12 protein-coding genes are annotated in these 12,961 nt (G+C 68.0%); 2 read left to right on the forward strand and 10 right to left on the reverse strand.

Features of this window, described 5'->3' with window-relative positions; translation table 11 throughout:
• Positions 1-77: 77 nt before the first annotated feature.
• The 4 genes from AB0O71_RS05220 to prmC are packed head-to-tail and all read right to left on the reverse strand — an operon-like array spanning position 78 to position 3,380.
• Positions 78-548 (reverse strand): 3-oxoacyl-ACP reductase, encoded by a 471-nt coding sequence (locus tag AB0O71_RS05220; RefSeq protein WP_363742880.1) that lies wholly within the window; start codon positions 546-548, stop codon positions 78-80.
• On the reverse strand, positions 541-1,749 hold the full coding sequence (locus tag AB0O71_RS05225; RefSeq protein WP_363742883.1) for an MraY family glycosyltransferase: 1,209 nt from the start codon (positions 1,747-1,749) through the stop codon (positions 541-543). Before AB0O71_RS05225 ends, AB0O71_RS05220 begins: the two co-directional genes overlap by 8 nt.
• 1 nt (position 1,750) lies before the next feature.
• On the reverse strand, positions 1,751-2,416 hold the full coding sequence (locus AB0O71_RS05230; protein WP_363742886.1) for an L-threonylcarbamoyladenylate synthase: 666 nt from the start codon (positions 2,414-2,416) through the stop codon (positions 1,751-1,753).
• A 58-nt stretch (positions 2,417-2,474) separates the two neighbouring features.
• Positions 2,475-3,380: a peptide chain release factor N(5)-glutamine methyltransferase gene (gene prmC / locus AB0O71_RS05235; protein WP_363742889.1), complete on the reverse strand. Its 906-nt coding sequence runs from the start codon at positions 3,378-3,380 to the stop codon at positions 2,475-2,477.
• 185 nt (positions 3,381-3,565) lie between these two features.
• On the opposite strand from prmC, the gene cysK reads away from it, so the two are divergent.
• Both cysK and cysE read left to right on the forward strand, forming a co-directional pair.
• Entirely contained in the window at positions 3,566-4,501 is a 936-nt protein-coding gene (cysK, locus tag AB0O71_RS05240; protein WP_363742891.1) for a cysteine synthase A, read from the forward strand.
• 38 nt (positions 4,502-4,539) lie between these two features.
• Positions 4,540-5,106, forward strand: coding sequence for a serine O-acetyltransferase (gene cysE / locus AB0O71_RS05245; RefSeq protein WP_363742893.1), 567 nt, complete (start codon positions 4,540-4,542; stop codon positions 5,104-5,106).
• Between the two features lie 32 nt (positions 5,107-5,138).
• Here cysE and AB0O71_RS05250 read toward each other — a convergent pair whose 3' ends face one another.
• The 6 genes from AB0O71_RS05250 to AB0O71_RS05275 form a co-directional block, all read right to left on the reverse strand.
• On the reverse strand, positions 5,139-6,530 hold the full coding sequence (locus AB0O71_RS05250) for an MFS transporter (protein ID WP_363742895.1): 1,392 nt from the start codon (positions 6,528-6,530) through the stop codon (positions 5,139-5,141).
• 28 nt (positions 6,531-6,558) lie between these two features.
• The gene (locus AB0O71_RS05255; protein ID WP_363742898.1) at positions 6,559-7,098 is read right to left on the reverse strand and encodes a GNAT family protein; all 540 of its coding nucleotides are present in this window, start codon (positions 7,096-7,098) and stop codon (positions 6,559-6,561) included.
• A 71-nt stretch (positions 7,099-7,169) separates the two neighbouring features.
• The gene (prfA, locus tag AB0O71_RS05260; protein WP_363742900.1) at positions 7,170-8,243 is read right to left on the reverse strand and encodes a peptide chain release factor 1; all 1,074 of its coding nucleotides are present in this window, start codon (positions 8,241-8,243) and stop codon (positions 7,170-7,172) included.
• 108 nt (positions 8,244-8,351) lie between these two features.
• Entirely contained in the window at positions 8,352-10,529 is a 2,178-nt protein-coding gene (locus tag AB0O71_RS05265; protein WP_363742903.1) for a hypothetical protein, read from the reverse strand.
• Between the two features lie 152 nt (positions 10,530-10,681).
• A complete protein-coding gene (thrB, locus tag AB0O71_RS05270) occupies positions 10,682-11,638 on the reverse strand; it encodes a homoserine kinase (protein ID WP_363742905.1) in 957 nt (318 codons plus the stop codon).
• Positions 11,635-12,954: a homoserine dehydrogenase gene (locus AB0O71_RS05275; protein WP_363742907.1), complete on the reverse strand. Its 1,320-nt coding sequence runs from the start codon at positions 12,952-12,954 to the stop codon at positions 11,635-11,637. Before AB0O71_RS05275 ends, thrB begins: the two co-directional genes overlap by 4 nt.
• Between the last annotated feature and the right edge of the window lie 7 nt (positions 12,955-12,961).

The raw sequence follows: 12,961 nt of genomic DNA on the forward strand, positions 1-12,961 counted from the left end.
CCAGCCCAGCAGGGAACATATTTGAGTGTATCAACCTTTCCGCTCGAGAAGAAACTCGGAGCGTCGGTATCACAGGTTCAGGATCGCGGTGCGCCCGAGATGATCGGGATGCGCGACCGCGAGATGACGATCACATCGAGTACGAGCGACGCGAAGACGCTGGCGATCACTCCGAAGAACATGATTCGGGTGTCGAGCCAGGCCGCGTCGCGCAGCAGCACGACGGCCACGATGAAGACGATGAATTTCAGCACCCAGCTGCCGAGCACGATGCCGAAGAACGCCGTGATGTAGAAGTCGCGCTCGATGAAGCGGTTCGCAAAGGCGATGCTGCCGACCGTCATCATGAGGAACAGCCCGCCCAAAGCTGTTCCGATGATCCCGCCCCACAGACCGGGCTGGCCCGACGCGAGGTAGCCGATCACCGCGAAGATCACGATCAGTGCCGCGGTGACGACCAGCCCCCAGCGCAGGGCCCGCAAGAGCACGGGCTGGGATGAGGGCATCTGCCGCGGGTCGGTCTCGTTCGGCTGCGCGAGATCACTCACTCTGGGATCCTTTCGGGGGCGCCTGCTCCGCGAGCTGATCGACGCCGGCGGCGCCGGCTCGAGTGCGCCGTCCCGTCAACGGTATCAAGCCCCGCCGTGCCGCGGCTGCACGAACGCGCTTCGCAGGGTAGATCAGCAGCGCGAAGGTGCCGACTCCCCCGATGCCCAGCACGACGAGGGGCAGCACGAAGCTCTGCGTGGTGAAGACCAGCAGCACCGCGACCGAGAGCACGGCGGTTCCGGCGTAGAAGATGCAGACCGCCTGGAGCGGCGAGTGCCCCATATCGAGGAGGCGATGGTGCAGATGCAGGCGATCCGCCGTGAAGGGACTCTTGCCCGCGCGAAGCCGCCGCACGATCGCGAGCGAGAAGTCGGCGAGCGGGAGTGCGAGTACCGCGATCGGGAGGATGATGGGGATGTAGCTCGCGAGCACCAGCTTCTGATCGAGAGAGGCGGGGTTCAGCTGCCCGGTGACCGAGACGGTCGACGTCGCCATGAGCAACCCGACGAGCAGCGCCCCGGTATCCCCCATGAACATGCGAGCCCGGTGCCAGTTGAACGGCAGGAAGCCGGCGCAGATGCCGACGATCACGATGGCGATGAGGCTCGCGAGAATTACGGAGTCCACGCGGCCGATCTGCTCGCTGAGCAATCGGGTGTAGATGAAGAAGAGCGAGTTCGCGATGATCGCGACGCCGGCGACCAGCCCGTCGAGCCCGTCCACGAAGTTGACCGCGTTCATCACGAGCGTCATCAAGAACACCGTCAGCACGAAGTTGACGATCGGTGAACCGATGATCAGCGTATCGCCGAACGGCAATGAGACGATCTGGATGCCGCTCCAGGCGAGAATCCCCGATGCGACGAGCTGCGCCGCGAGCTTGATCATCCAGTCGAGATCGAGCAGGTCATCGAGCACGCCGACGACGGCGATGATGCCGCAGGCTCCGAGCAGCGCCCACATCTGGGTGCGCTGGGCGAACAGCGAGGCGAACTCCGGCTGAGCAGCAGCAGCGGCGAACGCCGCGATGATGCCCAAGAACATCGCGACCCCACCGAGCCGCGGCGTCGGCGCACTGTGCACATCGCGCGCGCGCACTTCTGGCGCCCACCGGAAGCGTCGGCTGAGCCGAAGCACTCCCCAGGAGGCGACCGCAGTGACGAGTGCCGCGACCGCGACCACCGTCACGTAGGCAAGCACGCTATTCCCCGAATGCGACCTGCGGCAACAGCTCCGCGATCAACTCACGCGAGACGCCGCCCTCACGAAGAATCCGGATCTCCCCGCCCTCCTCGGTGAGATGGGTGGCATCGACGATGGTCGATGCCACCCCAACGCCCGCGGCCTCTCCGGCCTCGAGGTAGACCGAGATGGAGTCTCCCAGCATCTCGCGCGCCTCTGCCGCTGTGCGCGCGGCAGGCTGACCGGTCAGATTCGCCGAGGAAACGGCCAGCGGCCCCGTTTCGCGCAGCAGTTCGAGCGCCAACGGCTGGTGCGGGATGCGAAGCGCGACCGTGCCGCCGGTCTCGCCGAGATCCCAACTCAACAGCGGATTCGCCGCCGTGATGATGGTGAGCGCCCCCGGCCAGAACGCATCGGCCAGAGCACGGACGGGCTCGACGACCTCTGCCGCGAGCGCTGCGAGCGTCTCCGTGTTCGGTATCAGCACAGGGGGCGGCGACTGCCGGCCGCGCCCCTTCGCATCGAGCAAACGCTGCACGGCCTCGGGGGTGAAGGCGTCGGCTGCCACGCCGTATACGGTGTCGGTCGGCATGACGATGAGTTCGCCTCGCCCGATCGCCTGCCTCGCGGTGCGCGTTCCGGCGAGCAGTTGCGAACTGTCGGAGCAATCGAAGAACTCGGCCATAGCTCGCCAGTCTACTCCTGTTGGGCACGGGACCGACGGGATCGCTCGGCCCGGTCTCTCAGCGCAGCGCGGTCGTCGCCCGATCCCGGCCCGTGAGATCCGGATGCGTTGCGGCCGCACGCCACCCGTCTGCAGACAGCAGTTCTCTGATCGCACGCCCCTGCGTCTCCGCGTGTTCGAGCACGATCGCGCCGCCGGGTGCGACGAGGTCGCGAGCGGAGCGGCTGATGCTCCGCACGATGTCCAGTCCGTCCGCTCCCCCGTAGAGCGCGAGCTGCGGGTCGTGCTCGCGAACCTCGGGATCGCGCGGCACCATACCGCTCGGCACGTACGGCGGATTCGACACGAGCACATGCACGCGACCGGCAAGCGGTGCGAGTTCGGCAATCGCCTCGAGCGCGGTGACGTCGCCGCGCACGAGCGACACGCGGCCGTCGCCCCACTCCGCGACATTGCGCTCCGCCCAGGCGATCGCCTCGCGGCTCATCTCGACTGCCCATACCCGTGCCTGCGGCACCTCATGCGCGAGCGCGAGCGCGAGCGCCCCGCTCCCCGTGCAGAGATCGACAGCGATGGGTTCGGGATCAGGCACCTGCTGCAGGGCGTCGATCGCGAACTGCGCGACGATCTCCGTCTCGGGCCGAGGCACGAACACTCCCGGTCCGACCGCGAGTTCGAGTGACCGGAAGGGCGCCCGTCCCATGAGGTGCTGCAGCGGTACTCGCCGGGCGCGCTCCTCCGTGAGCTCCACGGCAGCCCCTGCGAGCGGCGCCGGGATCTCCTCGCGCATCACGGCGAGCGCCTGCACCCGACCGCGGGACTCCCCGAGCACGTGTCCGAGAATCAGCTCGGCGTCAGCCGCCGGATCCTCGATGCCGCCCGCGCTCATTCGCTGACGCATCGCCTCCAGCAGTACGTCGGCCCGTGCAGTATCCGTCGTCGCCGCGTGCGGTTCGTCATGCATGACTCCAGCCTCCCATATCGGCACGGTGCTGCGGGCGCAGGGACGCACACGCGGGGCGAGGCGGTGTCACACGGCGACTTGCTGCATAACGTCTGCGAACGCGACCGATAACTGATCGATATAGTTTGAAGAGGCCTCGGCGCCCCGGCGCCCGCAACGATTCGATCCCAGGAGGATGCAGCACCATGGCACGGACCTACGACAACATCACGCAGGCTTTCGGCAACACTCCCCTCGTGCGGTTGAACCGCGTGACGGAGAATGCGGGCGCAGAAGTGCTCGCGAAGCTCGAGTTCTACAATCCCGCTGGCTCCGTGAAGGATCGCATCGGCATCGCCATCATCGACGCGGCTGAGCAGTCGGGCGACCTGCAGCCCGGTGGCACCATCGTCGAGGGCACGAGCGGCAACACGGGCATCGCGCTGGCGTTCGTCGGCGCTGCACGCGGTTATCGCGTGATCCTCACCATGCCGGAGACCATGAGCATCGAGCGCCGCAAGATGCTGCGCGCTTACGGTGCGGAGATCGTGCTCACCGAGGGCCCGCTGGGCATGAAGGGCGCCGTCGCGAAGGCCGAGGAGATCGCCGCGAACACGCCGGGCGCCGTACTCGCGAAGCAGTTCGCGAACCCCGCGAACCCGGCCGTGCACCGCGCCACCACCGGCCCGGAAGTGTGGAACGACACCGACGGCACCATCGATATCTTCATCGCAGGCATCGGCACCGGCGGCACGATCACCGGCGCCGGCGGGTACTTGAAGGAGCAGAACCCGAACGTGCAGATCATCGCCGTCGAGCCGATCGATTCGCCGCTGCTCACCGAGGGCACCGCGGGGCCGCACAAGATCCAGGGGCTCGGCGCCAACTTTGTTCCGCCGATTCTCGATCGCGAGGTGTACGACGAGGTCATCGATGTGACGCTCGCAGACTCGATCGCGAAGGCGCGAGCACTCGCGACCGATGAGGGCATTCTCGCCGGCATCTCGGGCGGCTCGGCTGTGTGGGCTGCGACCGAGGTGGCCAAGCGCCCCGAGAACGCCGGCAAGAAGATCGTCGTCATCGTGCCCGACTTCGGCGAGCGCTACTTCTCGACCGTGCTGTTCGAGGACCTCGATGCCTGAGGCGGTCTGAGCACGACACCGCAGACACCCGATACGAAATGAGCGTATTCTCCCGCATTCGCGAAGACATCTCCGCCGCACGCGCGCATGATCCTGCAGCGCGCAGTGCGACGGAGGTGTTTTTCGTGTACTCCGGCCTGCATGCGGTGTGGTGGCACCGCATTTCGCACGCGCTCTGGAAGCGCGGGCTGCGCTTCGTTCCTCGAGCCATCTCGCAGATCTCACGGTTCTGCTCCGGCATCGAGATCCACCCCGGCGCCACCATCGGGCGCCGTTTGTTCATCGATCACGGTATGGGGGTCGTGATCGGCGAGACCGCAGTGATCGGCGACGACGTGCTCATCTACCACGGGGTCACCCTCGGCGGCACCGGCCACGATCGGGGAAAACGGCATCCGACGGTGGGCAACCGCGTGATCATCGGCGCCGGAGCCAAGCTGCTCGGCGACATCGAGATCGAGCACGACAGCGCGATCGGATCGAACGCGGTCGTCGTGCGCTCGGCACCGCCCTGGACCACGCTCACCGGCATTCCGGCCCAGGGTCGGCCTCGGCGCGGGGCGCCGATCGAGCAGCCCGACATGGCCGACTTCTACGTGATCTGAGCGCCGTGCCGAAACTCGGTGCAGTCTTCGGCTCAGCGCAGCGTGCGCCCGTTCTCATCCATCCAGCGCTTCGTGCGACGCTGCTCCACGATGATCATCACGATTCCGAGCGCCCAGAACGGGATCTGCACGGCGAACGCCACCTGGAACGCGTGCAGGGAGTAATCCTCGGGTGATCCCGCGCCCTGCACGTCGAGCGCGAGCCCGATCAGCAGGATCACGAGCAACGACGCGGTGAATCCGCCCGTGTTGACGAGACCGGTGCCGAACCCGGCGTAACTGCGCGGCGTGTGGGAGCGGGCCACTTCGAAGGCGATCATCGACGCCGGCCCGCCGAGCGGCAGAATCAGCAGCAGCACCAGCACCAGGCCGAGCGGCGGCGTGCCCGGCCAGACGATCACCGAGGTCCACACCAGCGCGATGGCGATCGTGATGCCGAGATTGAACCAGACGCGTCGCTCGATGAACCGAGAGCTCAGCGGCCCCAGCACCACGCTCGCCACCATCGACGAGATGACCGTCAGGCTCAGCAGCCCGCGCGCCGCAGCTTCATCGAGCCCGAGACCGCCGACCAGGAACGGGGTTCCCCAGAGCAGCAGGAAGACGTTCGCGGCGAACGGCGAGGCGAAGTGCACCCAATAGGCCAACCTGACGCCAGGCAGACGGAGAAGACGGCGGGCACGGTTCCAGAATCCCAGCCCGCGCACTCGCACCTCTGAGATCACCGGAATCATCTCGGTCGCCGGCGGCTGCACCGCAGCCATCGCGGCCGTGGGAGTATCTGCGAAGGATCGCGCATTCTCGGTCGTGCGACCGCGCTTGCCGGTCACTCGTTCGAGCAGGGTCGATTCGCCCGGCCCGTCGCGCAGTACCACCACGCCGAGGATCACGACGAGCAGACCGACGGCCGCGAGCCCGAGGAAGCCGCCCATCCACCCTGCGGCACCGACGAGCACGGCGAGCGGCACGACCGACACGAGCTGCCCCGATTGGCCGATCAGCCCCGTGACCTGACTGATTGTCGGCAACTGCCGCAGTGAGAACCACTCCGGAAGCATGCGCATCACGCTGATGAAGGTGCAGGCGTCGCCGGCGCCGACGAGCACGCGGGCGACGATGGCGAGCGACACCTCAGGCACCGTTGCCATCGCTGCTTGGCCGATGATCATCAGAGTGCCGCCGATGAGGATCATCGCCCGCGGTCCGATCCGATCGAGCAGCACGCCCACGGGTATCTGCAGACCCGCGTAGACGAGCAGTTGGATCACCGGGAACGCCGCGAGCGTTGTCGCGTCGATGCCGAAATGCTCCTGCGCGGCGGGGCCGAGCGCCGAGAGCGAGGAGCGGTTGACGATGGCGACCGCGTACGCCAGGGCTGCGGTTCCCCAGACGACCCAGGGCAGGATCGGTCGGGCGGAGCGCATGGTGCCATGCTACCGCCGCGCGCGGCGCTCAGTCGCGCGGAGGGAGCGGCGGGCCGTCGGGGAAGTCTGAGCGCGTGAGGTCGAGGAACATCGCATCCTCGAGCGCACCACCGGGTCGCACCTGGTAGTCGCGAAGCACACCGATGCGGCGGAAGCCGAGTCGTTCGTAGCTGCGGATCGCTCCGGCGTTGTTCACGTTCGGGTCGAGGGTGACGCGCGTGACCCCCTCGGCGAACTCGGAGCGGATCGCGAGCGCCAGCGCCTCTTCACCGACGCGGCGCCCTCGAAAGGCGGTGCCGATGAACAGGTGCATGACCGTCGTCGGATACTCGGGGTCCTCGCCGCGCAGCACGAACATCGCGCCCGCGGTCTGGCCCTCGACCTCGATGATGCGCGTCACATCGGGCGCATCGATGAACTCGGCTTGCACGCGTTGCGGGGTGTAGCCCACCCACCAGAGTGATACCTCCGGCTCGTCGAGGATGGCGACGAGCGGATCGAGGTCCGCAGCCCCGGGGGCGCGGAGCGTGACCAGGGGACCTACGAGCGGCAGCACTGCATCTGACATAGGTTCAGCGTACCGGCTTCCGGCACTCCCCCGCCGGTCCGGTACCGAGCCGACGCCGCGAGCCGACGCCGCTACTGCCCCAGTTCTGCGAGGCGCGCTTCCTCGTCGGCGCGGATGCACGACTCGATGACGGCGTCGAGCGATCCGTTCATCACGTGGTCGAGGTTGTAGGCCTTGTACCCGGTACGGTGATCGGCGATGCGGTTCTCCGGGAAGTTGTACGTGCGAATGCGCTCCGAGCGATCCATCGTGCGGATCTGACTCGATCGGTGCGCGCTCGCCTCGGCCGCGACCTCCTCCTGCTGACGCGCGAGCAACCGGGCGCGCAGCACGCGCATTGCCGCCTCGCGGTTCTGCAGCTGGCTCTTCTCGTTCTGCATCGCCACGACGATGCCCGTCGGAAGGTGCGTGATGCGCACGGCCGAATCCGTCGTGTTCACCGACTGCCCGCCCGGGCCAGACGAGCGGTAGACGTCGATCTTGAGGTCGTTCTGGTTGATGCCGACCTCTTCGGGCTCATCGACCTCCGGGTACACCAGCACGCCCGTCGTGGAGGTGTGGATGCGCCCCTGCGACTCGGTCACGGGCACGCGCTGCACGCGGTGCACGCCACCCTCGTACTTCAGGTGCGCCCAGGCGCCCTGCGATGGGTCAGACGGATTCGCCTTGATCGCGATCTGCACGTTCTTGTACCCGCCGAGATCGCTCTCGTCGGCCTCGATCATCTCCGTCTTCCAGCCCTTGGACTCGGCGTAGTGCATGTACATGCGCAGCAGGTCAGCACCGAAGAGCGCAGACTCGGCTCCGCCCTCTCCGCCCTTGATCTCGAGGATCACATCTCGGGCGTCGTCGGGGTCTCGCGGAATGAGCAACCGTCGCACGCGCTCCTGCGCTTCGGCGAGACCAGCCTCGAGCTCCGGGACCTCCTCGGCGAACGCTTCGTCTTCTTTGGCGAGTTCGCGCGCCGCCTCGAGGTCGTCGGCCACCTGCTGCCAATGCTCATGGGCCGACTTGATCTTGCTGAGCTCGGCGTAGCGCCGATTCACTTTCTTCGCACGCGACGCGTCAGCATGCAGTGCGGGATCGGCGAGCTCGTTCTGCAGCCGCGCGTGTTCCGCAATCAGCCCTTCGACCTGTTCGAACATGTATCTTCCTTACGTCTCGCGGCTGCGATGGTGTCGCCGCTCCCAATGTACCGCCGCATCCGGCGACGACTGAGCCCGCCCCGGATCACCGGGGCGGGCTCGTGCGTGCTACGCCAGGCCGCCTGCGCGCTGCACCTCTGCGAGGAGGGCGGCGTTCGATGCGGTGTCGCGCAGGCGCTCGCGCAGTCGATCCTGCGCTTCCTCGGAGCCGAGCTCTGCGCGGAGCTTCGCGAGCGCCGCAGCCTCATCGGCAGCGAGCACCGACTCAGCGTTGCGTGTGCGAGACGCTGCGAGGTCGACCACCGGCGCGAGACCCGGCGCCGTCTTCTCGAATCGAACTTCGCTGTTGACGACGGCGAGCACTTCGCGCAGCAGCAGCTTGTCTGCCGCACGTCCGCTCTTCGACTGCACCGTCGCGAGTACGGTCAGCGAACCACCGTTCTCGACGTTGCGAGCGGAGGCGAGCAGACGCTTGATCTGACCGAGCGCGAGCTCGTCGATCTCGTCGAGTGCCGGCCGGCTCTGCGTGTGCTGGGCCTGAGCGTAGGCTCGAGCGAACCGGTTCAGCGAGTCGACGAGCACGACCACATCGTGGCCCAGCTCGACGAGGCGCTTGGCGCGGTCGACGGCGAGCTCGGCGATGATCGCCTGATCCTCTGCGCCGCGATCGAAGCTCGCTGCAACGACCTCGCCGCGCACCGAACGCTGCAAGCGGGTGATCTCCTCCGGCTGCGCGTCGGCGAGCAGCAGCACGAGGTGGGCGTCGGGCCGGTTCGCACTGATCGCCTCGGCGAGCTCACCGAGCACCGCGGTGCCGTCGGTGTGCGCGGGAAGCACGAGTGCTGCGCGCTGGCCAAGGCCCGCGGGGGCCACGAGATCGATCGCACGCCCGAGCACGCCCTGCTGAGTCGTCTCGAAGCGCAACCGCTCCTCGGGGTAGATCGCCGTCAGGTCGGCGATATCGACTCGCTCTTCCGGCTGCTCGTCGACCGGTCGACCGTTCACCGTATCGATCTTGACGATCGCGTTGTACTTCTGACGGCTCGCACCGTCATTGTCCCGCGGCTGTCGGATCGCCCCGACGACCGCGTCGCCGCGGCGCAGGTTGTACTTCTTGACCTGACCGAGTGAGACGTAGACGTCGCTGGTGCCGGGAAGGTAGCCACTCGTACGCACGAACGCGTAGTTGTCGAGCACGTCGAGAATGCCTGCGATCGGGAGCAGCACATCGTCTTCGGTGATCTCGGGCTCGAGGTCATCGCCCTGGCCGCGGCGCTTGCGGTCGCGCTGGCGGGTACGGCTCGAACGGTTCGAGTTCTCGCCGTTCTTCGCGTCCCCGTTCTTCGGGCCGTTCTGCGACCCGTTCCCGTTCTGCCCCGAACCGCGCGACTTGCTCTCGTCCTCCGAAGCCGCTGCAGCTTCGGTCTGCTCACTGGCATCGGCGTTCTCGTTCTTCTGCCCACGGCCGCGGCCGCGACGGTTGCGCCCCGAACGCTCGTTGTCGGTGTTCTCCGACTTCTCAGTTCGCTCCGACGACTCCGAGGCATCGGCCTTCCGGCCATCGCGCTGACGGGCATCTCCGGTCGACGCCGCAGCGTCATCGGTCGATGGCGACTGCGCAGGCTCTGCGGCGCGCGCTTCTGCAGCGTCTGCCTGGGGTGCGGCGGTCGCGGCCGTCGCCCGGCGGCTGCGCGTGCGCTTCGCCGGGGTCTCCTGGGCCGGGGTCTCCTGGGCCGGGGTCTCCTGGCTCGCCGTCTCCGGAGCCGAGGTCTCCCGCGACGAAGCCTCGGTCACGGGCTCCGACGACTGCGCCGGAGCCGCGTCGGTTGCGGCTGCCACGGACTCGTCCGAGGCGTCGCCGGTGGGCGCCACGGCTGCCGTTTCGGCCTTCTTGCGGCTTCGCGTCGCGCGCTTCTTGGGCGCAGCCGCAGCAGGCTTCTCGTCGCTCTGGGCATCGGATGCGGAAGCCGCAGACGACGATGCGTCTGCTGCCGCCGACTCGGTCGACGCTTCTGCGGCAGGCGCCTCAGCCTTCTTGCGGCTCCGCGTAGCGCGCTTCTTTGGCGCCTCAGCAGCGGGCGCCTCAGCAGCCGGCGTCTCGGCCGCAGGTGCCTGAGCAGCCGGCGCCTCAGCAGCCGGCGCGGCGCCTGAAGCCGCATCGGAGCGGTTGGTGTCTGGGGCAGCAGCCCCAGCAGCGGCACTCACGCGACGAGAAGCACGGCGACGCGTCGGCGCGGCGGCTTCCTCGGGTGCGGGAGTGGTGTTGTCTTCAACGTTGGATTCCACGTTCTTCCTTTCGGAACGCCGTCGGAACTGCGCGCGCAAATAGGCGCGCCTTCCCGCGGTGATGCACGTTTGTGCTTCGGGATCACCGTGCGATGTGTTCACGGTGCGATAACGACCCACGGTTCCGCATGAGCGGACATCGACGAGTGTGGCTAGAGCGCCGCGCCCGCAGGGGTCGTTTCAACTGTAGCACCCTTGGTATCGACGGCCAGGGTGAGCACGCGCCAATCCGGGTGTTGCGCCGCGACGAAATCGGCGGCCTGCATCCGGTCAAGCGGCCCGTTCGAGAGCACGAGCACCGAGGGCCCGGCTCCCGAAACCACAGCAGCGTGCCCCGCGGAGCGCAGCTCGCCAATGAGGTCGCGCGTGGCGGGCATTGCGGCACCGCGATAGTTCTGGTGCAGGCGATCCTCGGTCGCTTCGAGGAGCAGTTCGGGGCTCTGCGTGAGCGCGGCGATGAGCAGCGCCGAGCGCGAGACGTTGAAGACTGCGTCCTCGTGCGGCACCTGCTTCGGCTGGAGACTGCGCGCGAGCTCCGTCGACATGGTGAAGCTCGGCACGAGCACGAGCGGGGCGACCCCGCGGTGCACCATGAGTCGCTTGAAGCGCGGACCCTGTTCGGTGGTCCACGCGATGGTGAGCCCGCCGAAGAGCGCCGGAGCGACGTTGTCGGGATGCCCCTCGAGTTCGGTGGCGAAGGCGAGCAGCTGCTCCTCGGTCAGCACGAGGGGCGCTTCGGGGTCGCTCTGCAGCAAGCCCGCCGCGATCATCACTCCGGCGACGATGGCGGAACCCGAGGATCCCATGCCGCGACCGTGGGGAATGCGGTTCGTGGCCGAAACGTCGATGCCCGGCATCTCGCGCGCCAGCTGCGAGTAGACATGAGCCGTGGAGCGAACGACGAGATTCGTCTCGTCGGTGGGCACCTCGCCGGCTCCCACCCCCGTGACGGTGACGGTCGCTCCGGGCGCGTCGCGCACGACGACCGTCAACTCATCGCCGTACGCGAGGGCGATGCCGAGCGTATCGAAGCCCGGCCCGAGGTTCGCGCTGGTCGCGGGTACGCGCACCTTGACGGTGCGACCGACTCCGCTTCCGACCGCGCTCACGCCTGGCCCTCGAGTCGCAGCACGCTGGTCACGGCCGTGACGACGTCCGCCGCACGCAGGGCTTCGACCGTCGCCGCCAGATCGGACTCGCGCGCGCGGTGCGTTCCGATGACGAGAGCCGCGCTCGGCTCATCACCCTCGGCGCCGCGGGCGGCCGTCTGCTCCACGCTCGCCGCCGACACTCCGCGCTCGGCGAGAATACCGGCGATGCTCGCCAGCACGCCGGGCTGGTCGCGCACCTCGAGCATGATCTGGTACGCCGTCGTCACTTCGCCGACGGGCAGGATCGGCAGTTCTGCGTGCAGCGACCCCGGGATGCCCGGGCCGCCGACAACGTGCCTGCGAGCAGCAGAGACGAGATCGCCCAGCACCGCCGAGGCCGTTTCTGCACCGCCGGCACCCGCGCCGTAGAACATCAGTTCGCCCGCAGCCTCAGCCTCGACGAACACCGCGTTCTTCCCCTCGTACACGGCAGCGAGCGGATGGTCGCGTCGAATGAGCGCGGGGTAGACGCGCGCCGACACCCCATCGGTGCCGTCAGCGGCCTGCAAACGCTCCGCGATCGCGAGCAGCTTGATGACATACCCTGCGCTCTTCGCCGCGTCGATCTGCTCCGCGGTGATCTGCGTGATGCCTTCGCGGTGCACCGCATCGACCGGCACTTCGGTGTGGAACGCGATGCTCGCGAGGATCGTCGCCTTCTGGGCCGCGTCATAGCCTTCGACGTCGAGCGTCGGATCGGCTTCGAGGAACCCGAGTTCGCTCGCCACGCGCGAGGCGTCTTCTGCACTGTCGCCGAAGCGATCCATGCGATCGAGAATGTAGTTGGTCGACCCGTTCACGATGCCGAGCACCCGAGTGATGTGGTCGCCGGCCAGGCTCTCGCGCAGCGGGCGGAGGATCGGGATCGCCGCGGCCACGGCCGCCTCGTACGAGAGCTGCGCGCCGACCTGTTCGGCAGCTTCGGAGAGCTCGGGACCGTGCGCCGCGATGAGCGCCTTGTTCGCGGTGACCACGTCGGCGCCGCCCTGCAGTGCCTGCGTGATCAGCGTGCGGGCCGGTTCGATTCCGCCCATCAGCTCGATGACGATGTCGGAGCCCTGGACGAGGCGTTCGGCGTCGGTCGTGAACAGTTCCCTCGGCAGCTCGACATCGCGAGGCGCGTCGACGTTGCGGACGGCGATGCCTGCGAGCGTCAGACGCGCTCCAATGCGCGCGGCCAGCTCGTCTCCGTGTTCCAGGATCAGCCGGGCCACCTGTGCGCCGACCGAGCCGCAGCCGAGCAGCCCGATGCGGAGGTCACGATAACCATTCATGTTCGTC

The sequence above is a fragment of the Leucobacter sp. NPDC077196 genome, assembly GCF_040687075.1.
GTDB lineage: Bacteria > Actinomycetota > Actinomycetes > Actinomycetales > Microbacteriaceae > Leucobacter.

Coding starts and splice junctions, on each gene's coding strand:
- prmC (WP_363742889.1), bottom strand. CDS start 3,380: ATGCATGACGAACCGCACGCGGCGACGACGGATACTGCACGGGCCGAC.
- AB0O71_RS05250 (WP_363742895.1), bottom strand. CDS start 6,530: ATGCGCTCCGCCCGACCGATCCTGCCCTGGGTCGTCTGGGGAACCGCA.
- AB0O71_RS05230 (WP_363742886.1), bottom strand. CDS start 2,416: ATGGCCGAGTTCTTCGATTGCTCCGACAGTTCGCAACTGCTCGCCGGA.
- cysK (WP_363742891.1), top strand. CDS start 3,566: ATGGCACGGACCTACGACAACATCACGCAGGCTTTCGGCAACACTCCC.
- prfA (WP_363742900.1), bottom strand. CDS start 8,243: ATGTTCGAACAGGTCGAAGGGCTGATTGCGGAACACGCGCGGCTGCAG.
- cysE (WP_363742893.1), top strand. CDS start 4,540: ATGAGCGTATTCTCCCGCATTCGCGAAGACATCTCCGCCGCACGCGCG.
- AB0O71_RS05255 (WP_363742898.1), bottom strand. CDS start 7,098: ATGTCAGATGCAGTGCTGCCGCTCGTAGGTCCCCTGGTCACGCTCCGC.
- AB0O71_RS05275 (WP_363742907.1), bottom strand. CDS start 12,954: ATGAATGGTTATCGTGACCTCCGCATCGGGCTGCTCGGCTGCGGCTCG.